Annotated in this window: 20 protein-coding genes and 1 other RNA gene; 18 read left to right on the top strand and 3 right to left on the bottom strand. The window is 72.6% G+C overall.

The genetic code is table 11. The features are described 5' to 3' along the window. The first annotated feature begins 148 nt into the window (after nucleotides 1-148). The 3 genes from ABZ354_RS06745 to ABZ354_RS06735 all read left to right on the top strand — a co-directional run bounded on the left by ABZ354_RS06745 (nucleotide 149) and on the right by ABZ354_RS06735 (nucleotide 3,688). Entirely contained in the window at nucleotides 149-1,402 is a 1,254-nt protein-coding gene (locus tag ABZ354_RS06745) for a serine/threonine-protein kinase (RefSeq protein ID WP_358653670.1), read from the top strand. A 56-nt stretch (nucleotides 1,403-1,458) separates the two neighbouring features. After that, a complete protein-coding gene (gene prfB, locus ABZ354_RS06740; RefSeq protein ID WP_358653668.1) occupies nucleotides 1,459-2,565 on the top strand; it encodes a peptide chain release factor 2 in 1,107 nt (368 codons plus the stop codon). A gap of 307 nt (nucleotides 2,566-2,872) precedes the next feature. Further along, nucleotides 2,873-3,688, top strand: a complete 816-nt coding sequence (locus ABZ354_RS06735) for an LPXTG cell wall anchor domain-containing protein (RefSeq protein ID WP_358653666.1) — start codon at nucleotides 2,873-2,875, stop codon at nucleotides 3,686-3,688. Nucleotides 3,689-3,833: 145 nt separating this feature from the next. Here ABZ354_RS06735 and ABZ354_RS06730 read toward each other — a convergent pair whose 3' ends face one another. Then, a complete protein-coding gene (locus ABZ354_RS06730; RefSeq protein WP_358653664.1) occupies nucleotides 3,834-4,025 on the bottom strand; it encodes a hypothetical protein in 192 nt (63 codons plus the stop codon). A 303-nt stretch (nucleotides 4,026-4,328) separates the two neighbouring features. Here ABZ354_RS06730 and ftsE point away from each other — a divergent pair, with 303 nt between their 5' ends. From ftsE to ABZ354_RS06700, 6 genes are all read left to right on the top strand, one after another. Next, complete coding sequence (gene ftsE / locus ABZ354_RS06725) at nucleotides 4,329-5,018, top strand: cell division ATP-binding protein FtsE (RefSeq protein WP_358653662.1); 690 nt, start codon at nucleotides 4,329-4,331, stop codon at nucleotides 5,016-5,018. A gap of 52 nt (nucleotides 5,019-5,070) precedes the next feature. Then, nucleotides 5,071-5,988, top strand: a complete 918-nt coding sequence (ftsX, locus tag ABZ354_RS06720) for a permease-like cell division protein FtsX (protein ID WP_358653660.1) — start codon at nucleotides 5,071-5,073, stop codon at nucleotides 5,986-5,988. A gap of 67 nt (nucleotides 5,989-6,055) precedes the next feature. Then, complete coding sequence (locus ABZ354_RS06715) at nucleotides 6,056-7,225, top strand: S41 family peptidase (protein ID WP_358653658.1); 1,170 nt, start codon at nucleotides 6,056-6,058, stop codon at nucleotides 7,223-7,225. A 98-nt stretch (nucleotides 7,226-7,323) separates the two neighbouring features. Then, nucleotides 7,324-7,803: an SsrA-binding protein SmpB gene (gene smpB / locus ABZ354_RS06710; RefSeq protein ID WP_358653656.1), complete on the top strand. Its 480-nt coding sequence runs from the start codon at nucleotides 7,324-7,326 to the stop codon at nucleotides 7,801-7,803. Nucleotides 7,804-7,942: 139 nt separating this feature from the next. Then, nucleotides 7,943-8,342: a transfer-messenger RNA gene (ssrA, locus tag ABZ354_RS06705) on the top strand. A gap of 143 nt (nucleotides 8,343-8,485) precedes the next feature. Beyond that, complete coding sequence (locus tag ABZ354_RS06700) at nucleotides 8,486-9,469, top strand: PHB depolymerase family esterase (RefSeq protein ID WP_358653654.1); 984 nt, start codon at nucleotides 8,486-8,488, stop codon at nucleotides 9,467-9,469. Between the two features lie 63 nt (nucleotides 9,470-9,532). Here ABZ354_RS06700 and ABZ354_RS06695 read toward each other — a convergent pair whose 3' ends face one another. Continuing rightward, the gene (locus tag ABZ354_RS06695; RefSeq protein WP_358653652.1) at nucleotides 9,533-10,864 is read right to left on the bottom strand and encodes an MFS transporter; all 1,332 of its coding nucleotides are present in this window, start codon (nucleotides 10,862-10,864) and stop codon (nucleotides 9,533-9,535) included. 101 nt (nucleotides 10,865-10,965) lie between these two features. On the opposite strand from ABZ354_RS06695, the gene ABZ354_RS06690 reads away from it, so the two are divergent. The 4 genes from ABZ354_RS06690 (at nucleotide 10,966) to ABZ354_RS06675 (ending at nucleotide 16,834) form a co-directional block, all read left to right on the top strand. Further along, a complete protein-coding gene (locus ABZ354_RS06690) occupies nucleotides 10,966-11,934 on the top strand; it encodes a LysR family transcriptional regulator (RefSeq protein WP_358653650.1) in 969 nt (322 codons plus the stop codon). A 180-nt stretch (nucleotides 11,935-12,114) separates the two neighbouring features. Further along, nucleotides 12,115-13,347, top strand: a complete 1,233-nt coding sequence (locus ABZ354_RS06685) for a hypothetical protein (RefSeq protein ID WP_358653648.1) — start codon at nucleotides 12,115-12,117, stop codon at nucleotides 13,345-13,347. Continuing rightward, a complete protein-coding gene (locus tag ABZ354_RS06680) occupies nucleotides 13,347-15,539 on the top strand; it encodes a glycosyltransferase (RefSeq protein WP_358653646.1) in 2,193 nt (730 codons plus the stop codon). The genes ABZ354_RS06685 and ABZ354_RS06680 overlap by 1 nt, the downstream gene beginning before the upstream one ends. Beyond that, nucleotides 15,536-16,834, top strand: a complete 1,299-nt coding sequence (locus ABZ354_RS06675) for an acyltransferase (protein WP_358653644.1) — start codon at nucleotides 15,536-15,538, stop codon at nucleotides 16,832-16,834. Before ABZ354_RS06680 ends, ABZ354_RS06675 begins: the two co-directional genes overlap by 4 nt. A 60-nt stretch (nucleotides 16,835-16,894) precedes the next feature. Here ABZ354_RS06675 and ABZ354_RS06670 read toward each other — a convergent pair whose 3' ends face one another. Continuing rightward, entirely contained in the window at nucleotides 16,895-17,347 is a 453-nt protein-coding gene (locus ABZ354_RS06670) for a phospholipase (protein ID WP_358653642.1), read from the bottom strand. A gap of 650 nt (nucleotides 17,348-17,997) precedes the next feature. Between ABZ354_RS06670 and nadE the strand changes: the two genes are divergently transcribed. The 5 genes from nadE to ABZ354_RS06645 all read left to right on the top strand — a co-directional run bounded on the left by nadE (nucleotide 17,998) and on the right by ABZ354_RS06645 (nucleotide 23,632). After that, nucleotides 17,998-18,828 carry an ammonia-dependent NAD(+) synthetase gene (nadE, locus tag ABZ354_RS06665; RefSeq protein ID WP_358653640.1) on the top strand — a complete coding sequence of 277 codons (831 nt, stop codon included), beginning with the start codon at nucleotides 17,998-18,000 and terminating at the stop codon, nucleotides 18,826-18,828. Between the two features lie 93 nt (nucleotides 18,829-18,921). Continuing rightward, nucleotides 18,922-19,839 (top strand): hypothetical protein, encoded by a 918-nt coding sequence (locus tag ABZ354_RS06660; protein WP_358653638.1) that lies wholly within the window; start codon nucleotides 18,922-18,924, stop codon nucleotides 19,837-19,839. 169 nt (nucleotides 19,840-20,008) lie between these two features. Continuing rightward, the gene (locus ABZ354_RS06655) at nucleotides 20,009-21,439 is read left to right on the top strand and encodes a nitrate/nitrite transporter (RefSeq protein ID WP_358653636.1); all 1,431 of its coding nucleotides are present in this window, start codon (nucleotides 20,009-20,011) and stop codon (nucleotides 21,437-21,439) included. A gap of 171 nt (nucleotides 21,440-21,610) precedes the next feature. Next, nucleotides 21,611-22,780 (top strand): uroporphyrinogen-III synthase, encoded by a 1,170-nt coding sequence (locus tag ABZ354_RS06650; protein WP_358653634.1) that lies wholly within the window; start codon nucleotides 21,611-21,613, stop codon nucleotides 22,778-22,780. A gap of 252 nt (nucleotides 22,781-23,032) precedes the next feature. Beyond that, nucleotides 23,033-23,632, top strand: coding sequence for an ABATE domain-containing protein (locus ABZ354_RS06645; RefSeq protein ID WP_358653632.1), 600 nt, complete (start codon nucleotides 23,033-23,035; stop codon nucleotides 23,630-23,632). Nucleotides 23,633-23,795 lie beyond the last annotated feature (163 nt).

Here is a 23,795-nt window from a genome sequence, read left to right as displayed (position 1 = left end):
CAGGCCCACGGCACGGGCCGGCACCCCCGCCCCGGCACGCGAGTCTGGAGATTTGTCGACACCCAGTGGGTGATTTCCGCCGCGACGGTGAAGGTTGGCTCCTCGGACGCGTAGTTTTTAGCGACAACACGCGTCTGTAGGAGCAGCCTTGGCACGGAAGATCGGCAGCCGGTACACCGCGAACCAGATCCTGGGCCGGGGCAGCGCCGGCACGGTGTGGCTGGGCGAAGGGCCGGAAGGCCCCGTCGCCGTCAAGCTGCTGCGCGAGGACCTCGCCTCCGACCAGGAGCTCGTCGGCCGCTTCGTGCAGGAGCGGACGGCACTGCTCGGCCTGGAGCACCCCAACATCGTCACCGTGCGCGACCTCGTCGTCGACGGCAACGACCTCGCGCTCGTCATGGACCTGGTCCGCGGCACCGACCTGCGCACCCGGGTCGAACGGGACCGGCGGCTCGCCCCCGAGGCCGCCGTGGCGATCGTCGCCGACGTCGCGGACGCGCTGGCCGCCGCGCACGCCGCGGGTGTCGTCCACCGCGACGTGAAACCCGAGAACGTCCTGCTCGACATGCAGGGCCCGCTCGGCCCCGGCGGATCGCACCGCGCGCTGCTCACCGACTTCGGTGTGGCCAAACTCATCGACACCCCGCGCCGCACCCGCGCCACGAAGATCATCGGCACGCCCGACTATCTGGCCCCCGAGATCGTCGAGGGCCTTCCGCCCCGCGCGGCCGTCGACATCTACGCCCTGGCCACGGTGCTCTACGAGCTGCTGGCCGGCTTCACCCCGTTCGGCGGCGGCCACCCGGGCGCGGTCCTGCGCCGGCACGTCACGGAGACGGTGGTGCCGCTGCCCGGCATCCCCGACGAGCTGTGGCAGCTGATGGTGCAGTGCCTCGCGAAGGCCCCGGCCTCCCGGCTGCGCGCCTCCGAGCTGGGCAGCCGGCTGCGGGAACTGCTGCCGATGCTGGCCGGCATGCCGCCGCTGGACGTGGACGAGCCGGACGTGGAGCAGGCGGAGGAGACCGCGGAGGAGCCCGCGGCGGGCGCCGCCACGGGCGGACAGCAGCAGCCGGCCGTACGGCGTCGCGGCGCGGTGCCGCTGGTGCCGGGCGCCCGGCCCGCGGACGCCAACCGCGACACCCACACCTCCATGCGGGTCCCTGCCCCCGACGAGCTGGCCGGCGGGGCCCGGGGCACGGCCCGGGCACCGCGCGCGGCGGGCACGCCCCGCCCCGGCTCGGCCCGCAACCGCGCGGTCGCCAGGCGACGCCGGATCGTGCTCGGCACGGGCGCCGCGGTCCTGACGGCGGCGATCGGGGTCGGCACCTGGCTGGCCACCTCGGGCGACGACGCGAAGACGCCCCCCGGGGACACCCGGAACTCGGCGCCGGTCATGCCGTAGGACCGAGTCCCGCGGCCACCGGCATGGCCGACGGGCGGAGCCGTTACGCTGGAGGCGTGGCAGTCGTCGACGTATCCGAAGAGCTCAAGTCCCTCTCCTCCACCATGGAGTCGATCGAGGCCGTTCTGGACCTCGACAGGATGAGGGCAGACATCGCCGTGCTCGAGGAGCAGGCGGCAGCGCCGTCCCTGTGGGACAACCCGGACGAGGCGCAGAAGATCACCAGCCGGCTCTCCCACCTCCAGGCCGAGGTCAGGAAGGCGGAGGCCCTGCGCGGCCGGATCGACGATCTCTCCGTGCTCTTCGAGATGGCCGAGGAGGAGGACGACCCGGACACCCGCGCCGAGGCCGACTCCGAGCTCGTCGCCGTCAGGAAGGCGCTGGACGAGATGGAGGTCCGCACCCTCCTCAGTGGCGAGTACGACGCCCGTGAGGCGCTCGTCAACATCCGCGCCGAGGCCGGTGGCGTCGACGCCGCCGACTTCGCCGAGAAGCTCCAGCGCATGTACCTGCGCTGGGCGGAGCAGCGCGGCTACAAGACCGAGATCTACGAGACGTCGTACGCGGAAGAGGCCGGCATCAAGTCGACCACCTTCGCCGTCCAGTCGCCGTACGCCTACGGGACGCTCTCCGTGGAGCAGGGCACTCACCGGCTGGTGCGCATCTCGCCCTTCGACAACCAGGGCCGCCGCCAGACGTCCTTCGCGGGCGTCGAGGTGCTGCCCGTCGTGGAGCAGTCCGACCACGTCGACATCGACGAGTCGGAGCTGCGCATCGACGTCTACCGCTCTTCGGGCCCCGGCGGCCAGGGCGTGAACACGACCGACTCCGCGGTGCGCATCACGCACCTCCCGACCGGCATCGTGGTCTCCTGCCAGAACGAGCGCTCCCAGATCCAGAACCGCGCCACCGCCATGAACGTGCTCCAGGCGAAGCTGCTCGAGCGGCGCCGCCAGGAGGAGCAGGCCCGGATGGACGCCCTCAAGGGCGACGGCGGCAACTCGTGGGGAAACCAGATGCGTTCCTACGTGCTGCACCCGTACCAGATGGTCAAGGACCTGCGGACGGACTTCGAGGTGGGCAACCCGGAGGCCGTGTTCAACGGCGAGATCGACGGCTTCCTCGAGGCCGGCATTCGCTGGCGCAAGCAGCAGGAGAAGTAACGCGCGGCGCCCCGGGGCGTCGTGGCCGGTCAGGCAACTGACGCCTTCGGGGCGGCAGTTGCCTTATGCGTACCGTGATGTCTGGGTTTTACGTCACAGTCACGCTTTTCATGGCCCGCAAAGTACCCACACCTGGACATCGTGTGCGCAACGGCCTTGACGTTGCTTTAAAAAGTGGGAAGGGTGAAGCGTGGCATGCGTATCTCTGGGGCGCATGTGAACCGGGGGCTTCACTTCAGCTACCTCCGTCGATCACGGCCCCCGAGCGCCGCCTCATTGACGATCAGCTACTGGGGGTAGCAATCACATGACGAAGAAGACGCGGATCCGCGTCGCGCGGATCGCGGCCGGCGCCGTGATCGCCGCCGGTGCCTCGCTGACCGCCGCGGGTGCCGCCTCGGCCCTCGACATCGGTGTCGGCCTCGGCGTGAGCGTCAACGACGACCCGCCGTCGTGCGACGTCGTCGTCGACCCTGAGTGCGACGACACCACCGGCGGCACGACCGGCGGTGACGAGAACGGCGGTGGCGACAACGGCGGTGGCACCGGCGGCGACGAGAACGGCGGCGGTGACAACGGCGGCGCCATCGGCGGCGTGATCGGCGGCGTCATCGGCGGTGACGACAACGGCGGCGGCGACAACGGCGGCGGCACCGGCGGCGACGAGAACGGCGGCGGTGACAACGGCGGCAACGGCGACAACGGCGGTTCCGGCGACAACGGCGGCGGGAACGGCGGCGGCACCGGCGGCGACGAGAACGGCGGCGGTGACAACGGCGGCTCCGGCGACAACGGCGGAGGCAACGGCGGCAACGGCGGCGGGAACGGCGGCAACGGCGGCGGCAACGGCGGTACGGACACCACCGGTGGCAGCACCGGCGGCGACCAGACCGACCCCGACGGGGGCCCGGAGCCGCAGGAAGAGGGCTCCTCGTCCCTGACCGACACCGGCGAGGCCACGGGTTCCGACACGTCGGCCCAGGGCAACGGCGGCGAGCTGGCCGAGACCGGTGCGGCCCAGACCACGTTCCTGCTGGTCGGAGCCGCGACGATGATCGCCGGCGGTATCGGCTTCCGTGTCCTGCCGCGCCTCATGGCGGGCCGCGGCGGCGCCACCGCCTGACGGCTCGCGCTCCGCGGCGGAGCGTGAGACAAGCGCACGGCGCGTGAGTGGGTGACGCGTGGGAGAGGGGCCCGGAGCGCAATGCTCCGGGCCCCTTCCTCACGATGCGTTACGTCACGGCCCCGGACGAGCTCCGGGGGCGGGCCTACACGGTCTGATGGGCAAGCAGCGCCACCGCGGCGACGAGCACCGCCAGCAGTGCGACCAGGGCCATCGGGTTCAGACCCGCGAAGAAGTTCTCGTGCTGCAGCCGCTCGCGGTTCGCCCGGCACACGGGGCAGCGGCCCTCGGCCACGGGCGCCGCACAGTTCGCGCACACCAACCGGTCGTACGTCATGCGCTTCGCCCTCCTTGCACCGGTTCCCACCCTGCATAACGCCCGCGGGCACGCGAACGTTCCCCTCCACTGTGCCAGGTCCCGCCGCAATCGGCCCATGCTCCCTTCGGCCTGTGCCGGCTTTCGGCCCGGGCCCCTTCGGTCGGTGCGGACCGTGCGTGACGTACCGCTCACCGGGCCGGGGTCAACCCGAGCCGGTGCAAATGCGTACAACCTTCCCGCAACCCCGGCCGGTGCCTGCACTCGGCTCCCCGGTTCGCGTATGGTCACGCTCATCTACCCCCGGCGACCCGTGGTGCATCCGTGATCCGATTCGACAACGTGTCCAAGGTCTACCCCAAGCAGACCCGTCCAGCCCTCAGGGATGTCTCCCTGGAGGTCGAGAAGGGCGAGTTCGTGTTCCTCGTGGGGTCCTCCGGCTCGGGAAAGTCCACCTTCCTGCGGCTGGTCCTGCGCGAGGAGCGGACCAGCCACGGCCAGGTGCACGTGCTGGGCAAGGACCTCGCGCGCGTCTCCAACTGGAAGGTGCCGCACATCCGGCGCCAGCTGGGGACCGTGTTCCAGGACTTCCGGCTGCTGCCGAGCAAGACGGTCGCCGAGAACGTCGCGTTCGCGCAGGAGGTCATCGGCAAGTCCCGGGGCGAGATCCGCAAGTCCGTGCCGCAGGTGCTCGACCTCGTCGGGCTCGGCGGCAAGGAGGACCGCATGCCCGGTGAGCTGTCCGGCGGTGAGCAGCAGCGCGTCGCCATCGCGCGGGCCTTCGTCAACCGGCCCAAACTGCTCATCTGCGACGAGCCCACCGGCAACCTCGACCCGCAGACCTCCGTCGGCATCATGAAGCTGCTCGACCGCATCAACCGGACGGGCACCACCGTCGTGATGGCCACGCACGACCAGAACATCGTGGACCAGATGCGCAAGCGCGTCATCGAGCTGGAGAAGGGCCGCCTGGTCCGGGACCAGGCCCGCGGCGTCTACGGCTACCAGCACTGACCGCCGTACCGGCCGCCCGATGACCGTCCACGGAAAGGCATAACGAGTCGCCATGCGCGCCCAGTTCGTCCTGTCGGAGATCGGTGTCGGTCTCCGCCGCAATCTGACGATGACGTTCGCCGTCATCGTGTCCGTCGCCCTGTCCCTGGCCCTGTTCGGCGGTTCGCTGCTGATGAGCGACCAGGTGAGCACCATGAAGGGCTACTGGTACGACAAGGTCAACGTCTCGGTGTTCCTCTGCAACAAGAGCGACGCCGAGTCGGACCCCAACTGCGCCAAGGGTGCGGTGACCAACGACCAGAAGGCGCTGATCGAGTCCGACCTGAAGAAGATGTCGGTCGTCGACAGCGTCGTCCACGAGTCGCAGGACGAGGCCTACAAGCACTACAAGGAGCAGTTCGGCGACTCCCCGCTGGCCAGCTCGCTCACGCCGGACCAGATGCAGGAGTCGTACCGCATCAAGCTGAAGGACCCGGAGAAGTACCAGGTCATCGCGACCGCCTTCGACGGGCGTGAGGGCGTGCAGTCCGTGCAGGACCAGAAGGGCATCCTGGACAATCTTTTCGGGCTGCTGAACGGCATGAACTGGGCGGCGCGCGCGGTGATGGCGCTGATGCTCGTCGTCGCGCTGATGCTGATCGTCAACACCGTGCGGGTCTCGGCGTTCAGCCGTCGGCGCGAGACCGGCATCATGCGGCTGGTGGGCGCCTCGGGCTTCTACATCCAGGCGCCGTTCATCATGGAGGCCGCGGTCGCCGGACTCATCGGCGGCGGTGTCGCCTGCGCCTTCCTGGTGGTCGGCCGGTACTTCATCATCGACAACGGGCTCGCCCTCTCCGAGAAGCTGAACCTGATCAACTTCATCGGGTGGGACGCCGTGTTGGCGAAACTGCCGCTCATCCTCGCGACCAGCTTCGTGATGCCCGCGATGGCCGCTTTCTTCGCTCTGCGCAAGTATCTGAAGGTGTGACGCATGCCAAAGGGGCCGTACGGTCAACCGGCCGTGCGGCCCTTCGCGTTGTCCTAGACTCACCGGCATGTCAGGTCGTGACCTGTTCTGTCAGCCCCGCCGCCCGCGCCGCGGGGCCACCCTGACCTTGGTGTTCACCAGCGTCCTCATCGCCGGCGCGGCCACCGGCTCACTGCCCGGCCCCGAGCGCCGCCCCGCACCCGACAGGGCCCGCGCCGCCGCCCCCGCCGGTCACCACGAGGACATCGCCAGGGCTGCCGAGGAGGCCGTGGCCGACGGCAAGTCCCCGGTGGAGGCCGCCGAGCGTGCCGTCAGCCGCAGTGGCGACCGCTGGGCCGCGATCTACTCCGAGGGCGAGTACGAGGAGTTCGAGGAGACCCTGGACGGCCGGTACACCGGCGTCGGGCTGTGGGCCCGGCGCGAGCGGGACGGCCGTGTCGAGGTGACGAAGGTGGTGGGCGGCTCGCCCGCCGCGCAGGCCGGGATCCGGGCGGGCGACCGACTGCGCGGCGTCGACGGTCACCGGGTCGACGGGCTGCCCGTCACCGAGGTCGTCTCTCTGCTGCGAGGCGACGCCACCGACGCCGACGCCGGCACCGCCGTCCGGCTGGGCCTGGAGCGCGGCACGCGGGCGTGGACCCAGACCCTGCGCCGCGCCCGGCTGACCACCGACTCGGTGAGCGTGCAGACCCTGCCCGGCGGCGCCACCGTGATCAAGGTCGTCGCGTTCACGAAGGGCACCGGCAGGCAGGTCCGCACCGCCGTACGGCAGGCCCCGGCCTCCGCCGGCATAGTCCTCGACCTGCGCGGCAACTCCGGCGGCCTGGTCACCGAGGCCGTGACCGCCGCGTCCGCCTTCCTCGACGGCGGCCTCGTCGCCACGTACGACGTCGACGGCTCGCAGCGCGCCCTGCACGCCGAGTCCGGCGGTGACACCGTCCGGCCACTGGTCGCCCTCGTCGACGGCGGCACCATGAGCGCGGCCGAACTGCTCACCGGTGCCCTCCAGGACCGCGGCCGCGCGGTCGTCGTCGGCTCCCGGACCTTCGGCAAGGGTTCCGTGCAGATGCCGAGCCGGCTGCCCGGCGGCTCCGTCGCCGAGCTGACCGTGGGCCACTACCGCACCCCCTGCGGCCGGGGCGTCGACGGGCGGGGCATCACCCCCGACCTGGAGGCGGACCGGGGAGCACTGGACCGCGCGGAGACGGTCCTCAGCGGCCTGGGCGAAACCAAGTAGCCGCCGGAACGGTTCCGGGCGGGACCGGGGGCCACCGGGGGCCGCGCCGTAAACGACTTCCCGGACACCCCCCTCGTAGTGCGAAAATGGGCGGCACTATGGCTAAGGAAAAAGGGCGCAAGCTGATCGCGCAGAACAAGAAGGCGCGGCACGACTACCTCATCATCGACACCTACGAGGCCGGTCTCGTCCTCACCGGCACCGAGGTGAAGTCGCTGCGCCAGGGCCGGGCGTCGCTGGTCGACGGCTTCGTGCAGCTCGACGGGCACGAGGCGTGGCTGTACAACGTGCACGTGCCGGAGTACACCCAGGGCACCTGGACCAATCACAGCGCCCGCCGCAAGCGGAAGCTGCTCCTGCACCGGGCCGAGATCGAGAAGCTGGAGTCGAAGTCCCAGGAGACCGGTCACACGATCGTGCCGCTCGCCCTGTACTTCAAGGACGGCCGCGCCAAGGTCGAGATCGCGCTGGCGAAGGGCAAGAAGGAGTACGACAAGCGGCAGACCCTGCGCGAGAAGCAGGACCGCCGTGAGGCCGACCGCGTGATCTCCGCGATCCGCCGCAAGCAGCGGGCCTGAGCGGTCCGGCCCCGGGCGGACCCGGCCGCGGACCGGCCGCGGGCCCGGCCCGCCGGGAATACGGTGGCATCGACGTGCGTCGGTCACGTACGATGGCATCTGCACCTCACAGCGGGTGCGCGGTTTGTCAAATCAACATGGGGATGATCGGTTTCGACAGCGGCTGTCGAAGCAGGGGAAGCGTGTCGAGGAAGCGGCCATGATCTCGTAAACCACAGGCCGAAAAAAATAATCGCCAACACCAAGCGCGATTCCTCCCAGCAGGCCTTCGCCCTCGCTGCCTGATCTCAGGTAGCAGAGCGAGCCTCCTACTACGGGAGTGTCAGCCCGGGGCTGTTCCCGACCCGGATCCTGGCATCAGCTAGGGGACTAAACCTTGATCCCGGTCACGGGGTGAAAAGGGAAACCACACAGTGACTGAGCCCGTCGGAGACTTGTCCGCGTGATCTCCGGGGCTGAGAAAAGCGCAGCGGACTGCACACGGAGAAGCCCTGATTCTGCACCGTTGGACGCGGGTTCGATTCCCGCCATCTCCACCATCCTGAAGACGAAGGCGACGTGAGCCCCGCAGTAGCGCGGGCCGCGTCGCCTTCGTCGTGGTGTCAAAGCCCATGACCCGTACGGCCGTTGTAGGGGGCCGCTCCATACCGGTGGGTGTTTCACGGTTCTACCGTCTCGGGGCATGACACAGACCAGAGCCGCGGCATCCCCCCGCCTTCTCCTGGCGACCCTGCTGGTCGCCCTGCTCACGGCCCTTCTGACCCCCACGACCGCCCGCGCGGCCTCCCTCCAGGAGGTCACCGGTTTCGGCACCAACCCGGGCGCACTGCGCATGTTCCGGTACGTGCCCGACGGCATGCCCGCCGGGCGGCCCGTCGTCGTCGCCCTGCACGGCTGCACGCAGAACGCGTCCGGATACGGCACCGGCACCGGCTGGCTGCAGCTCGCCGACCGCTGGGGCTTCTCCGTCGTGCTGCCGCAGCAGCAGAGCGCCAACAACGCCTCCTCCTGCCTGAACTGGTTCGAGACCGGCGACATCGAGCGCGGCCGGGGCGAGGCCGCGTCCATCGCGCAGATGGTGGACCGGCAGCTGGCCGACGTCTCCGGCGCCCCGTCCCGCGTCTACGTCACCGGCCTGTCCGCGGGCGGCGGCATGACCTCGGTGATGATGGCGACGTACCCGGAGAAGTTCGCCGCGGGCGGCGTCGTCGCCGGGCTGCCGTACGGCTGCGCGCAGGCCGCCGGATCGCCGTACGTGTGCATGTACGTCGGTGCCACGCAGACCCCGCAGCAGTGGGGCGACCGGGTGCGCGCCGCGCGGCCCGGATACACCGGGGCCTGGCCCACACTCACCGTGTTCCAGGGCACGGCCGACTACACCGTGAAGCCGGTCAACATGTCCGACCTCGTGGAGCAGTGGACCAACGTGCACGGCGCCGACCAGACCGCCGACGCCGGCGACACCGTGGCCGGTTACCCGCACAAGATCTACCGCGGGCCTCTCGGCAACGCCGTCGTCGAGACCTACGAGATCACCGGAATGGGGCACGGGCAGCCCGTCGATCCCGGGACCGGTGCCGAGCAGTGCGGGACGGCCGGGGCGTACATCCTCGACGTGAATCTCTGCGCCGCCTACCGGATGGGGAAGGCGTGGGGGCTCGGCTGAGCCGACCCCCCGCACCGGTCCGCCGCCCCGGGGCGGCGGACCGGTGCCGCTTTCCGGCCGTGCTCAGGTCATGGAGCGCCCGCGGCCCGGCAGAAGCCCGCTGATCAGCAGGGCCGTCGTCGCCGCCGCGACCGGGATGCCGTAGCCGGCGGGCGGCGACACGTGTTCCGCCGTCCAGCCGCCCGCCGCGCTGCCGCACGCGATGCCGCCCAGCAGGCCGGTCACCGCGAGGGTCATGCCCTCGTTGAGACGGCCCTCGGGGGTGTGGCGCTGGACCAGCGTCATCGTGGTGACCATGGTGGGCGCCGTCGCCATGCCGGCGAGCAGCAGCGTGCCCGCCAGCAGGGGCAGGGAGCCGGTGAGGTTCGCGGCGAGCAGCGGCAGCGTCAGCAGCGCCGCCATCGCTGCCACGCACCACGGCAGCCGGGTTTCGGCGGGCCCGGCCGGGCGGAGCGTGCCGTACACCAGTCCGGCCGCGCAGGAACCGGCCGCCTGGAGGGCCAGGGCCGCGCCCGCCGCCGTGCGGTGTCCCTGGGCGTCCGCGAAGGCGATCGTGACGACCTCCATCGCCCCGAACACCCCGCCCGTGGCCAGGCACACCGCCAGCAGGGACGGCATCCCGGGTGCGCGCAGCGGTGCCTTCGCGGTGCCGTGCCGGCCGGTGACCGGGGGCTCGGTGGAGCGCTGCGCGGTGAACAGCAGCACGCCGGTCAGCAGCAGGACGGCGCCGACGAGGGTGCCCGCCTCCGGGAAGAACGTCCCGCACAGGAAGGCCGCCAGGACCGGGCCCAGCATGAAGCACAGTTCGTCGGCGGCCTGCTCGAAGGAGTTCGCGGTGTGCCGTGCCTCGGTGTCGTCGCCGAGGAGGTGGGCCCAGCGGGCGCGGGACATGGCGCCGGTGTTGGGGGTCGTGGCGGTGGCGGCGTAGGCGGCGAACAGCGTCCAGCCGGGGGTGCCGTGGCGCACGCACAGCAGCAGGGCGAGCGAGCCGCACACGGCGGCGGCGGTGGCGGGCACGGCGACCCGGGCCTGCCCGTACCGGTCCACGAGCCGTGCGATCCAGGGCGCGACCAGCGCCGTCGCGGCGAGGCCGGTCGCGGTGACGGCACCGGCGAGGGCGTACGAGCCACGCGTCCCGGCGATCATGACGACGGCGCTGACGCTGAACATGCCCATCGGCAGGCGGGCCATCAGGTTCCCGAGGGTGAAGGCGCGGGCACCCGGGTGGCGGAAGAGGCGGCGGTAGGGGCCGAGGAGGCGGGGCACGCGGCGGGGGCCGGGCGGGCGGCGCCGAGAGCCGCGCCTCGGGCCGCCCCGGGGGGTGAAGTCGGCGGCGACGAGGGTGTCCGCGGTGACGGTGAGCAGGGGTGCCTGACGGGGTGTGGGCTGCGGCATGCCCCCACGGTCGCCCCGGCGGGATCGCACGGTCCAACACCTGGTCATGCCTCATTCACACGCCTGTGTGGTGAATCCGGGCCGGGCGGTAGATTCGGTGGATGCCCGCCCCCGCCCACGTCGACCCCCGCCTGCTGCGTGCCTTCCTCGCCGTCGCCGAGGAACTGCACTTCACGCGGGCCGCCGCCCGCCTCTACGTCGCCCAGCAGGCGCTCAGCCGGGACATCGGGCGGCTGGAGCGGGACCTGGGCGCCGACCTCTTCGTCCGCACCACGCGGCAGGTCACGCTGACGGCCGACGGTGAGCGCCTCGTGCCGTACGCGCGCAGCGTGCTCCAGACCCAGGACGAACTGCTCGCCGCCTTCGGGCACGCCCGCCCGCTGCTCGTCGACCTGAACTCGCCCGGCCTGGCCACCGGCCGCCGCGTCCTGCACCGGGCCCGCGAACTCGCCCCCGAGCACGAGCTGATGGCCCGCTACGAGAGCGGTCTGACGTACGCCGCGGGCGAGCTGATCGCGGGACGGCTCGACGCGTCGTTCGGCCGGTACGCCGGACTGGACCCGGCGCTGCGGGCCGGACTGGACCACCAGCCCGTGCGCCACGAGCGGATGGCCGTCGTCCTGCCCGAGGACCACCGGCTGGCCGGGCTCGCGGACGTCCCGCTGGCCGCCCTCGCGGGGGAGTCGGTGTACGCGGGCGCCGGCAATCCCCGTACGCCCGAGTGGACCGCTCTCGCGGGTCTGCTGTTCGAGGGGCGGGGGATACGCGTCGCGCCGCCCATGCCACTGGCGGTGGGGGAGGAGGAGTTCCAGCGGATCATGGCCAGGACCCGGAACCCGATCCTCGTCGTGCGGGGCTTCCCGGCCATGCCGGCGACGGTGGTGCGGCCCCTGGTCGACCCGGTGCCGCTGTCGCCCGTGTCGCTGGTGTGGCGAAAGCGACTGCGGCACCCCGCGCTCGACGCGCTACGCAGGGCCGCGGCCCAGGTCGGCGCGGGTGAGGGATGGTTGCACAGGCCCGCGGGGAGTTGGCTCCCGGCCGAGGACGAGGACGTCATGACCTCTGCTTGAGGCCGTCGAGCCGTCTCATGGCTGACACATGGGAGTCACACTTCCTCCGCATGCGCTACATTCATTGTCTGAGCACGGTGTGGTAAAGGGGCGCTCGATCCGGGTGGGGGCCCGGGGCGATCGACGGGTGCTCGGAGTCGTCAGCGCACCCAGAACTGTCCCGTGGGGGGAAGCGCGCGCGTGAACAACTGGAGAGAAGACGCCCAGCCGGAGTGGCCCGCGGCCGCCTTCGCGACGCGGGAACTCCCGACGGTGGCGGGCGAGACGGTGACGGAAGCGGCCGCGGCGACAGGAGCGGTCACGGCGGCAGGGCCGGCGGAAGACGGCGTTGACGGCGTGACCACGCGGGCCTTTCCCGCCCCGCCGGGCACCGGCGTCCGCCCGGACACCACCTGGCCCGGGAGCCCGCGCCGCGACGTCCGCCACCGGCTGACGCAGCCCGCCGAGCGGACGGAAGTCCTGCCGCGGACGGACCCCGCGCGGCAGTTCCCGGAACCGGACGCCTTCGGCGCGGGGCCGGGCCGCCCGCGCGATCCGTGGGGGCAGGACGGCTACGGCGCCGCCGGGAACCCCTGTGCGGACGCGCGCGTGGGCATGGCGGCGGACCCGCACGTGGGCCCGTCCGTGACCCCATACGTCGACGCGTCCGTGGATCCGCACGAGGTCACCGTGCAGCTCGACGCCGTGCAGCTGGGCGACGGGCTGATACGCCGGGCCGCGGGCAGGGACACGGACGGACGTCCCGCTCCCGGCGGGCGCGGCGGCCAGGACGTCTCGGACCGGCCGGTGTTCGTGGACGAGTCCGGGCGCCGCAGCCGCCTCTACCGGCGCATCGGCATGGCCGTGGCCGTGGCCTGCGCGGTGTACGCCGTCGTCATCGTCGCGACGCTGCTGTCCGGCAGCTCCGACGCGCCCTGGCTGCCCGTGCCGGGCCAGCCGGGCGGACAGCCCGCCGGCCGGGTCGACACCACCCCGCTGCCCGACGAGTCGACGCTGCCGGCCGGGACCGGCACGGGCAGCCCTGGACCGGGCGGCTCCGCGTCGCCCGGCGACCGCACGTCCCCGCTGCCCGGCACGAGCGCCGGCGCCTCCGGGCTTCCGGCCGGCCCCGACGGCGGGCCGGGCACGAGCGGCGACCCGCGGCCCGCCGAGACGCGGACGACCGCCGGGCCGGGCAACGGCGGCGCCGACCCGGCCCCGACGAAGCTCACGCCCCCGCCGGACACCGGGGCCCCGGAGCCCGGCCCGGAACCGACCGAGCCCACGGCCGAGCCCACGGAGACCACCGGCGACAGCGGCGCCCCCGCGCCCGCCGCCGGGATCCGCGCTGCCGGCCCGGCCGACACCGCACCCCCCGCCGCGAGCTCCCCCCAGGAGCAGGGCGCCCACCCCTCCCCGGAGTACGTCCTCTGATGGCAGCCAGCTCCCACCGCCGCAGGCCCGCGACCGGCGCCCGCGGCGGCCCCCGGCGCCGCCGTGTGCCCATGCGTTTCTTGCTTCCCGCGCTGCTGCTCGTCGCCCTGGTGGCGATGCTGATGCTGCGCGGCTACGTGCACAGCGAGATCCTCGCCGACCACCGCGTACGCCCGCCCGCCGGCACCGGCAAGGTGCCCGAGGAGATCCTCGACGGCGGCCCGGTCATCGACACCCGCGGCGGGCGCACCACGAGCCTGCGCGTGCCCGACCACCGGGTCGTCCTCACCTTCGACGACGGCCCCGACCCCACCTGGACGCCGAAAGTCCTGGACGTACTGAGGAAGCACGACGCGCACGCCGTCTTCTTCGTCACCGGCACCATGACGTCGCGTCATCCGGACCTCGTCAGGCGGATGGTCGCCGAGGGGCACGAGATCGGCCTGCACACCTTCAACCACCCCGACCTGTCCTACCAGTCCACGAGGCGCATCGACTGGGAGCTGTCGCAGAACCAGCTCGCCCTCACCGGCGCTGCCGGCATCCGCACCTCACTGTTCCGGCCGCCGTACTCCTCCTTCGCGGACGCCATGGACAACGCGACATGGCCGGTCACCCGGTACATCGGCTCGCGCGGCTACATCACCGTCCTCAACAACACCGACAGCGAGGACTGGCAGCGGCCGGGTGTGGACGAGATCGTCCGCCGTGCCACGCCCCGGGGCGGCAGGGGCGCGATCGTCCTGATGCACGACTCGGGTGGCAACCGGGCCCAGACGGTCGCGGCGCTCGACCGGATGCTGCCGGAACTGAAGGACGAGGGGTACGCGTTCGACAACCTCACCGAGGCCCTGGGGGCGCCCAGCGCGCACTCCACCGTCACGGGGGCCGACCTGTGGAAGGGCAGGGCGTGGGTCTTCCTGGTCCGGGCCTCCGAGAAGATCACCGACGGGCTGGTGGTCGGCCTGGCCGTCATCGGCTCGCTCGTCATCGGCCGGTTCGTGCTGATGCTGCTGCTGTCCGGGGTGCACTCCCGCCGGGTGCGGCGCCGCCGCTTCCGCTGGGGGCCGCCGGTGACCGAACCGGTGTCGGTGCTGGTCCCGGCGTACAACGAGGCCAAGTGCATCGAGAACACCGTGCGTTCCCTGATGGCGAGCGAGCACCCGGTCGAGATCATCGTCGTGGACGACGGCTCAACCGACGGCACGGCCCGCATCGTGGAGGCGCTGGGCCTGCCGAACGTCCGCGTGGTACGCCAGCTGAACGCGGGCAAACCGGCCGCCCTCAACCGGGGCCTGGCCAACGCCCGCTTCGACATCGTCGTGATGATGGACGGCGACACGGTCTTCGAGCCGTCCACCGTCCGTGAACTCGTCCAGCCCTTCGGCGACCGGCGCGTCGGCGCCGTCGCGGGCAACGCCAAGGTCGGCAACAAGGACAGCCTGATCGGCGCCTGGCAGCACATCGAGTACGTGATGGGCTTCAACCTCGACCGCCGCATGTACGACGTGCTGCGCTGCATGCCCACCATCCCCGGCGCGGTCGGCGCGTTCCGCCGCAGCGCCCTGGAGCGTGTCGGCGGCATGAGCGACGACACGCTCGCCGAGGACACCGACATCACGATGGCCCTGCACCGCGACGGCTGGCGCGTGGTCTACGCGGAGAACGCCCGCGCCTGGACCGAGGCCCCCGAGTCGGTCCAGCAACTGTGGTCCCAGCGCTACCGCTGGTCGTACGGCACGATGCAGGCCATCTGGAAACACCGCGGGGCGGTGGTCGAACGGGGTCCGTCGGGCCGCTTCGGCAGGGTCGGCCTCCCCCTGGTCGCCCTCTTCATGGTCCTGGCCCCGCTGCTGGCACCCCTGATCGACATCTTCCTCCTCTACGGCATCGTCTTCGGACCCACCCAGAAGACGGTGGTGGCCTGGCTGGGGGTGCTCGCGATCCAGGCGGTCTGCGCGGCCTACGCCTTCCGCCTCGACCGCGAACGCATGACCCACCTCATCTCCCTCCCGCTCCAGCAACTCCTCTACCGCCAGCTGATGTACGTGGTGCTGCTCCAGTCGTGGATCACGGCACTGACGGGAGGGCGGCTGCGGTGGCAGAAGCTGCGGCGGACCGGGGTCGTGGAGGCACCCGGCGGTTCCGTCCCGAGTCCCCGGACCAGCAGTGATCGGAGGCCCGTGGCATGACCCACGGCTACACCACGCGCCCGACCGTCCCGCAGGCCGTGCCCGGGCCGGCCGGCGCGGCCGCGCCGAAGCCGGGCAGGGACCGCTACCTGGACCTGCTGCGCTCCCTCGCCCTGCTCCGCGTGGTCGTGTACCACCTGTTCGGCTGGGCGTGGCTGACGGTGCTGTTCCCGTCGATGGGCGTGATGTTCGCGCTGGCGGGCTCCCTGATGGCGCGCTCCCTCGAGCGCCCCGCGTGGGGTGTCGTCAAGAGCCGCGTCCGCCGGCTGCTGCCGCCGCTGTGGGCGTTCAGCGCGGTCGTGCTGGCGCTGATGTTCGCGGGCGGCTGGAACCCGGCGGAGGAGTCGTCCGACGGCCCCGCCTGGAGTCTGGTCGAGCTGTTCGACTACGTCGTCCCGGTCGGGGCGCCCCCGTACCCCTGGCACCTGGGCTCCACATCGGGCCTGCTGGAGGACACCTGGGCGGTGCAGGCGGCAGGGCCGCTGTGGTACCTGCGCGCCTACCTGTGGTTCGTGGTGGCGTCCCCGCTGCTGCTGTGGGCGTTCCGCCGCGCCCCGTGGCCGACGCTGCTGGCCCCGCTCGGTCTGACGGCGGTCGTCGGCACGGGCCTGGTGACGATCCCGGGCGAGACCGGCAACGCCGTCTCGGACTTCGCGGTCTACGGCGGCTGCTGGGTCCTCGGCTTCGCCCACCACGAGGGCATGCTCACGCAGATCCCGCGCTACGTCGCCGTCTCCTGCGCGGCCCTGATGATGGCCTTCGGACTGTGGTGGGCGTCGGGTCATCTCGGCCCCGACGGCTGGGACCTGAACGACATTCCACTGGCCCAGGCGAGCTGGTCGTTCGGTTTCGTGGTGATCCTGCTCCAGTACTCCCCGTCGTGGCGGGAACTGCCGGGCCGGCTGGCGAAGTGGGACCGGCTGGTGACGCTGTCCAACAACCGGGCGGTCACGATCTACCTGTGGCACAACATGCTGATCATGGCCACGGTCCCGCTCCTCGACCGGCTCTACGAGCTGCCGTTCATGCAGAGCGAGCGAGCGGTGGGCGCACTGGACTCGACGTACATGCTCTGGATGTTCGCCCTGGTCTGGCCGCTGATCGCTCTGACGATCGTCGCGACCGGCTGGATCGAGGACGTGGCGGCCAGGCGCACGCCCCGGCTCTGGCCGAACGGCACGCGCAAGCCGGGCCGCGGCGAAGTCCGGCCGGCCCACGGCAGTGCAGCGCCGGGCGGCGGGGGAAGCGCGGGCGGCAGGGGAAAGCCGAAAGCCCGCCGGGGGCGGCGGGCCTGATGACGGGTGGGCCGCTTCGCAGGGGGGCGGAGCGGCCCGTGCGCCGGCTGCCCGGCCGAGTCAGCCGAGGTTCTTCACCGCCTGGTAGTACGTCCAGGCCAGGCTGTCGCAGGAGGTCTTGGTGCCACCGGAGTAGCCGTTGCACACCCGCTTGAGGTCCTCGTAGAGGGCACTGTCGACGTGGGCCTTGTTGGCGGAGAAGGTGCCCATCTCCTTGTAGTTGCGGTACCCGAAGTCGTGCCGCTGGCAGGCCTTCTTGAAGGGGAAGCCGAAGGGGTTGTCGGGGGAGGAGCTGCAGTAGTCCGTGGACCAGTTGAAGGCGTAGGCGGACCAGGCGGAGCGGTTGGCCTCGGCGGCGGCCCAGGCGTTGTAGCTCGACGCGCTGGTCTGGGTCCAGCTGGAGAGGACCTGCGCCTTGTCGGCCGGGACGGCCGTGGCGGACGAGGCGGTGGCGAAGAGGGTCGCAGCGGTGATGCCGGCGGCGACGAGACCCTTGAGAGCGGTGCGGGGCATGGGACTCCTCAAGTAGGTGCACCGGGTGGGGGGTGCACGGCCTGGAAAACAACTGCCGTGTCATGCGCGGAAGTTGGCTCCGGAGGGGAACGAACGCTATGCGCGTAGCGTGGTGCAGGAGGGACTTTCTCTTGACATGGACCTGGAAAACAAGGGGGCGTGCAGTTCCATGCAGGCCCCGTTAGGCACACCCGTCACAGGGCTCTCAGGGGTCTCACCAGCACCTTTGCCTCGGCGGGCGACGAGTTGTGTCGGCCTTGGAAAGATTCCGGATCCGGCGGTCCCTGAGCCCTGTCGGCCCCACTTGCCCCGCTGTGTCCCGTCACTCAGGGCGGCCCGCCGCACCCTGCCGCTCACCCGCCCTGCCCGGCCCGCGGTGCCCCGGCCTCGTCCGCCCTGCCCGGCCCGCGGTGCCCCTGCGTCGTCCGCCCTGCCCGGCCCGCGGTGCCCCTGCGTCGTCCGCCCTGCCCGGCCCGCTGTGTCCGTCGGCCCCGCCTGCCCATCCCCCCACGGGCCCGTCACCTCCCCACCCCGCCGGGCCGTCACCTCCCCGCCGTAGAGTTCCTCGGGCAGCGCAGAACCGCCCGCGGGTGTCCGCGGGCGCCCCGAAGGTGTCCGTAGGTGTCCGTGGGGACGAGCCAGGAGCAGACATGACCGACCCGGAGTCCATCGCCGTGCAGCAGGAGATCGCCCGGGATCTCCAGGTGAGCGAGTCCTTCGACGCGCGGAGCGAGATCGAGCGCCGCGTGGCCTTCCTCGCCGGGCGGCTGACCGGGACAGGGCTGCGCGCGCTCGTGCTCGGCATCAGCGGCGGGGTGGACTCCTCGACCGCGGGGCGGCTGTGCCAGCTGGCCGTGGAGCGGGTACGCGCCGAGGGGCGGGACGCGACGTTCTACGCGATGCGGCTGCCGTACGGCACGCAGGCCGACGAGCACGACGCCCAGCGCGCGCTGGAGTTCATCCGGCCCGACCGGGTCCTGACCGTCGACGTCAGGCCCGCCAGCGACGCCGCGCTCGAGGCCGCGGTGGCCGGCGGCACGGAGTTCCGCGACGCGCACCACCAGGACTTCGTGCACGGCAACATCAAGGCCAGGCAGCGCATGATCGCCCAGTACGCGGTGGCGGGCGCGCACGACGGGCTGGTCGTCGGCACCGACCACGCCGCCGAGGCGGTCTCCGGCTTCTTCACCAAGTTCGGCGACGGCGCCGCCGACGTCGTACCGCTCACCGGCCTCACCAAGCGGCGCGTACGGGCCCTGGCGCAGGAGCTGGGCGCGCCGGACTCCCTGGTGTGGAAGACGCCGACCGCGGACCTGGAGACCCTCGACCCGGGCAAGCCCGACGAGGACGCGCTCGGTGTCACCTACGACGACATCGACGACTTCCTCGAGGGCAAGCCGGTCGGCGAGGCCGCCCTCGAGGCCATCGTCCGCCGCTACCGCCTCACCGAGCACAAGCGGCAGCTCCCGATCGCTCCCTAGCGGGCCCGGGGGCCCCGTTCACACCGGTGTGGAAAACTGCCCGCGTCGCCCGGCGGACCGGGTGGCGCGGGCAGCGCGAGGAGTGGGTGGCGGATGAGCAGTCGGCAGATTCAGAAGATGCTGCGGCTGATGGCCGGCGGGGGGCCCGTCGAGCTCACCAGCGCCATGTCGTCCGTGAAGAAGCTCGCCAAGCTCGCCTTCGTCGCCCAGCAGTTCGGCTACGAGTACGCGGACGTGCGGCAGGGCGGGGCCAACAACAGCTCGCTGATCATGGCGATCGTGCCCGACCCCGGCCCGCACGCCAGGGCGCGGGCCGCGCAGAACTGGGCGCAGTACCCGAACGCGTCCGACGGGGTCTCTCTGCCGCCGTTCGTGCCGGACGCGCTGGAGCTGCTGAAGGCCCGGATCAACTTCGACCTCACCGGCAAGAACGCCGAGAAGCGGATGGGGCTCGGCGCGCTCGGCGTCACCGTGGGCTCTCTCGTGACCGCCCTCCAGACCGGCTTTCCGCCGTGGAGCCTCATCCTGTGGGTGGGGCTGATGGCGATTCTGGGCCTGGGGTTCTTCATCACCCGGCGGCGCAACGCCAAGTACGCCGCCCGTCTCCGGGCCGCCGGCTTCGCACCGGTCACGGACGAGACCGGCCGGACGCGCTACCTGCCCCCGGGCGCCCGACTCCCCGGCCACGGGAACCCCTTCGGCGGCCCGTACGGCGGCGCCGGACCCGCGGGCCCCGCGGGTCCGTACGGCACCCCGGCGGCCCCCGGTTACACCCAGCCGGCGCCCGTCTACGCGCAGCCGGCCCCCGGCACCCCCTACCCGCCGCAGCCGCAGCCGCAGCCGCAGCCGCACGCCCCCGCCCCCGGTCAGTACGGCGCCCCGGCCGCACCGGGCCCGTACGGTGCGCCCCAGCCGCAGCAGCAGCCGTACCCGGGTCCGCACATGCCGCAGCAACCCCAGCAGCCGCAGTACCCCCAGCAGAACCCGCACTGGCAGCCGCCCCGGCAGTGATCCCGAGCCGCGCCACGAGCCCCGCCCGTGACCTCTCACCCCCTCCACCTGCGGGGTGAGGGCAATGTTCCCTTCCGGTCACCGGGTGCCACAGTGCGGAAACGCGCCCTCCCTATCTTCGGGTCCCAGCCGCTCAGTACGAGTCCGAGCCCGGAGCACCGGAGGCGCCATGACAGCCCCGAACGACGCAGCGCCCGCACCCGACGAATCCGAACCGGCGCCGCCCCCCACGACGGGCCGGGGCCGCTGGATCCGGCACTGGGACCCCGAGGACGAGGTGTTCTGGAGGGAGACCGGGGAGCCCGTCGCCCGGCGCAACCTGCTCCTCTCCGTCCTCTGCGAGCACATCGGCTTCTCCGTCTGGACCATGTGGTCCGTGCTGGTGCTGTTCATGGGACCGGAGTACGGGCTGACCCCGGCGGACAAGTTCCTGCTGACCTCCGTGGTCACGCTGGTCGGCGCCGTCGTCCGCGTGCCGTACACCTTCGCGGTCGCCGTCTTCGGCGGCCGGAACTGGACGGTCGTGTCGGCCGGGCTGCTGCTGGTCCCGACCCTCGCCGCGTTCGTGGTGATGCAGCCCGGCACGTCCTTCTCCACGTTCCTGCTCGTCGGTCTGCTGGCCGGTGTCGGAGGAGGCAACTTCGCCTCGTCCATGACCAACATCAACGCCTTCTTCCCCCTCCGGAAGAAGGGCTGGGCCCTCGGGCTCAACGCGGGCGGCGGCAACATCGGCGTCCCCGCCATCCAGCTGGCCGCCCTCGCGGTCATCGGCGCGGGCGGCGGACCGCGCGTCCTGCTCGGGACCTACCTCCCGCTCATCCTCGTCGCCGCCGTCCTGGCCTGGCTCTTCATGGACAACATCGCGTCGGTGCGCAACGACACCGGCGCCGCCCGGGACGCCGCCCGCGACCCGCACACCTGGATCATGTCGTTCCTCTACGTCGGCACGTTCGGCTCCTTCATCGGCTACAGCTTCGCCTTCGGGCAGGTGCTCCAGAGCCAGTTCGGCCGTACGCCACTGGAAGCCGCGTACGTCACGTTCGCCGGGCCGCTGCTGGGGTCGCTGGCCAGGCCGCTGGGCGGCTCGCTCGCCGACCGGTTCGGCGGCGCCAGGATCACCCTCCACACCTTCGTGGCCATGGGCGCCGCCACCGCCCTCCTCGTCACCGCCGGCGTGCGGGAGTCACCTGCGCTGTTCACCGTGGCGTTCGTGGTGCTGTTCGTGCTGACCGGCCTCGGCAACGGCTCGGCGTTCAGGATGATCCCGGGCATCTTCCGGAACCAGGCCCTCGCCCAGGGGCTGACCGGGGAGGAAGCGGCCCGTTACGGGCGCCGGCTCTCCGGGGCCTCCATGGGCCTGATCGGCGCGGTGGGCGCGCTCGGCGGCGTCGGCATCAACCTCGCCTTCCGCCAGTCCTTCCTCTCCTACGGCTCCGGCACCGGCGCCTTCCTCGCCTTCCTGGCCTTCTACGCGGCATGCACCGTGGTCACCCGGGCCGTGTACCTCCGCCGCCCGGCGCCCGCCGTCCGGACCGCCGTGCCGGACCACACTCGCGCCGCCGACGAGGAGAAGCCGCAGCGCGGCCACGCCGAGGTGTGACGCGGCACGGGCGGTGGGGAAGGCGGTGGAGAAGTGACGTAACACTGGTGACACACGCCCGAACCGGGCCCGTCATGAGCCGTTGACAGGCTCGACCAGCACGTGGACGTGAACGCCCGAGGCGAACGCTTCCGGCCCGTGAGCGCGCACCACCAGAGCGGGACGAGAACCATGGACGACCGACAGCAGCACCCCGGCCATGCCGACGGCCCCGGCCACGGCCCCCTGGCCGGCTTCACCGTAGGAGTGACCGCCGCCCGCCGGGCCGACGAACTGGGGACACTCCTCCGGCGGCGCGGTGCCGCCGTCGTGCACGCCCCCGCCCTGCGGATCGTGCAGCTCGCCGACGACAGCGAACTGCTCGCGGCGACGCGGGAGATCATCGGCCGGGCGCCGGACATCGTCGTCGCGACGACCGCGATCGGTTTCCGCGGCTGGGTGGAGGCCGCCGACGGCTGGGGCCTCGGCGAGGCCCTGCTGACCCGGCTGCGCGGGGTGCGCCTCCTGGCCCGCGGGCCCAAGGTCAAGGGCGCGATCCGGGCCGCCGGACTGACGGAGGAGTGGTCGCCGTCGTCCGAGTCGATGGCGGAGGTGCTGGACCGGCTCCTGGAGGAGGGCGTCGAGGGCCGCCGGATCGCCGTACAACTGCACGGGGAACCGCTGCCCGGGTTCGTGGAGGCGCTGCGGGCCGGCGGGGCAGAGGTCCTCGGGGTCCCGGTGTACCGGTGGATGCCGCCGGAGGACCCCGGGCCCCTCGACCGCCTCCTGGACGCCGCCGTCTCGCGCGGCGTCGACGCCGTCACCTTCACCAGCGCGCCCGCCGCGGCGTCGCTGCTGTCCCGCGCCGAGCAGCGAGGTCTGCTGCCCGGGCTGCTGGAGGCCTTGCGCCACGACGTGCTGCCGGCCTGCGTCGGACCGGTGACGGCGGTGCCGTTGCAGGCCCGCGGCGTCGGCACCGTGCAGCCCGAACGCTTCCGGCTCGGCCCGCTCGTCCAGTTGCTGTGCCGGGAACTGCCCCGCCGGGCAGGGTCGTTGCCGGTCGCCGGGCACCGGGTGGAGATCCGCGGACACGCCGTGCTGGTCGACGGGGAGCTCAGGCCCGTACCGCCCGCCGGGATGTCCCTGCTGCGCGCGCTGGCCCGGCGGCCCGGCCGGGTCGTGGCCCGCGCCGACCTGCTGCGCGCCCTGCCCGGCACCGGACGCGACGAGCACGCCGTGGAGACGGCGATGGCCAGACTCCGTACCGCCCTGGGCGCTCCGAAGCTGATCCAGACCGTCGTCAAGCGCGGCTACCGCCTCGCCCTGGACCCGGCGGCGGACGCGAGGTACGCCGACGGGTGAGGCCACGGGGCAGCGGACGCGCCGGGGCGGACGTACGCCGACGGGCGCAGACCCCGTGGATCGCTGTCCGGGGGGTTTCCGGGCGCGGCAGCGGGCAGGCACTGTAGGGAAGGGAGCGGCGGGGAGGGAGTGGTCCCGCCGCCCTCGGCCCGGCCCCGTACCTTCCGTCCCGCACCCTTCCGCTCCCACCTCCGTCCTCCTCCCCTCGCATCCGACGGTCCCCGCGCGGGGACCCCAGGCGGTGACAGGCGCATGGCAACGGGTACGGCCACGGCACCCCACACGCTGCGGTTCGACGCCGGGCGGATCTGCCTGGACCTCCTCACCACCATCCATCCCGTCGAACGGCTCGACTCGGTCGAGGTGCTGCGCGCCTGGATCGCCGGATCCGGCCTCGTCCCGCCCGGCACACCCCTGGCACACGCCGGCCCCGCCTGGCTGCCGGCGTTCCGTGAACTGCGCGGCCACGTCGACCGGTTGGTGCGTGCCCGGCTCACCCCGGGGCCACGTCCGTACGACCTCGCCCCCGCCCTCGCCCGGGTCAACGACCTGGCCCGCACCGCGCCCCCGGCCCCGCGTGCGGTGGCCGACGCGGAAGGGGCGCTGACGCGGGAGCTGGACGGGCCGCCCGCCCGCGCCGCGCTGCTCGGGGCGATCGCCCGGGACGCCGTGGAACTGCTCACCGACCCGGCCGCGCGGGCGGGCCTGCGCGAGTGCGCGGGCGACGACTGCCCGATCGTCTACCTCGACACCTCCCACGGCCGCAGGCGCCGCTGGTGCTCCAGCGCGACGTGCGGCAACCGTGAACGCGTCGCCCGCCACCGCCGCCGAGCCGGCCCCGCACGAGCCTGACCCGGACCCGAGTCCCGGGAAACGTTCGAGCGGGGGTGGGACATCTGCTGTCATGTCCCACCCGATGCCCCGCCCGTCGCCCCTCCGAGGGGAAACCGCCCGCCCGCGTTGAACACTCCAAGCCCCCGCTGCGTACCGGTGCTTGAGCAACCGGTCGGGGGAA

It is taken from the genome of Streptomyces sp. NPDC005925, from assembly GCF_040638805.1.
In the GTDB taxonomy this organism is placed as follows: domain Bacteria; phylum Actinomycetota; class Actinomycetes; order Streptomycetales; family Streptomycetaceae; genus Streptomyces.
Note: the sequence above shows the minus strand (reverse complement) of the source record. Positions and strands in the feature narration are given on the sequence as shown.

Excerpts from the sequence above, each read along its gene's own strand:
- ABZ354_RS06700 (WP_358653654.1), top strand. The coding sequence starts at position 8,486 with ATGACACAGACCAGAGCCGCGGCATCCCCCCGCCTTCTCCTGGCGACC.
- ABZ354_RS06675 (WP_358653644.1), top strand. The coding sequence starts at position 15,536 with ATGACCCACGGCTACACCACGCGCCCGACCGTCCCGCAGGCCGTGCCC.
- ABZ354_RS06645 (WP_358653632.1), top strand. The coding sequence starts at position 23,033 with ATGGCAACGGGTACGGCCACGGCACCCCACACGCTGCGGTTCGACGCC.
- ABZ354_RS06735 (WP_358653666.1), top strand. The coding sequence starts at position 2,873 with ATGACGAAGAAGACGCGGATCCGCGTCGCGCGGATCGCGGCCGGCGCC.
- ABZ354_RS06730 (WP_358653664.1), bottom strand. The coding sequence starts at position 4,025 with ATGACGTACGACCGGTTGGTGTGCGCGAACTGTGCGGCGCCCGTGGCC.
- ftsX (WP_358653660.1), top strand. The coding sequence starts at position 5,071 with ATGCGCGCCCAGTTCGTCCTGTCGGAGATCGGTGTCGGTCTCCGCCGC.
- ABZ354_RS06670 (WP_358653642.1), bottom strand. The coding sequence starts at position 17,347 with ATGCCCCGCACCGCTCTCAAGGGTCTCGTCGCCGCCGGCATCACCGCT.
- ABZ354_RS06695 (WP_358653652.1), bottom strand. The coding sequence starts at position 10,864 with ATGCCGCAGCCCACACCCCGTCAGGCACCCCTGCTCACCGTCACCGCG.
- ABZ354_RS06660 (WP_358653638.1), top strand. The coding sequence starts at position 18,922 with ATGAGCAGTCGGCAGATTCAGAAGATGCTGCGGCTGATGGCCGGCGGG.
- ABZ354_RS06715 (WP_358653658.1), top strand. The coding sequence starts at position 6,056 with ATGTCAGGTCGTGACCTGTTCTGTCAGCCCCGCCGCCCGCGCCGCGGG.
- nadE (WP_358653640.1), top strand. The coding sequence starts at position 17,998 with ATGACCGACCCGGAGTCCATCGCCGTGCAGCAGGAGATCGCCCGGGAT.
- ABZ354_RS06650 (WP_358653634.1), top strand. The coding sequence starts at position 21,611 with ATGGACGACCGACAGCAGCACCCCGGCCATGCCGACGGCCCCGGCCAC.
- ABZ354_RS06690 (WP_358653650.1), top strand. The coding sequence starts at position 10,966 with ATGCCCGCCCCCGCCCACGTCGACCCCCGCCTGCTGCGTGCCTTCCTC.
- smpB (WP_358653656.1), top strand. The coding sequence starts at position 7,324 with ATGGCTAAGGAAAAAGGGCGCAAGCTGATCGCGCAGAACAAGAAGGCG.
- ABZ354_RS06680 (WP_358653646.1), top strand. The coding sequence starts at position 13,347 with ATGGCAGCCAGCTCCCACCGCCGCAGGCCCGCGACCGGCGCCCGCGGC.
- ABZ354_RS06655 (WP_358653636.1), top strand. The coding sequence starts at position 20,009 with ATGACAGCCCCGAACGACGCAGCGCCCGCACCCGACGAATCCGAACCG.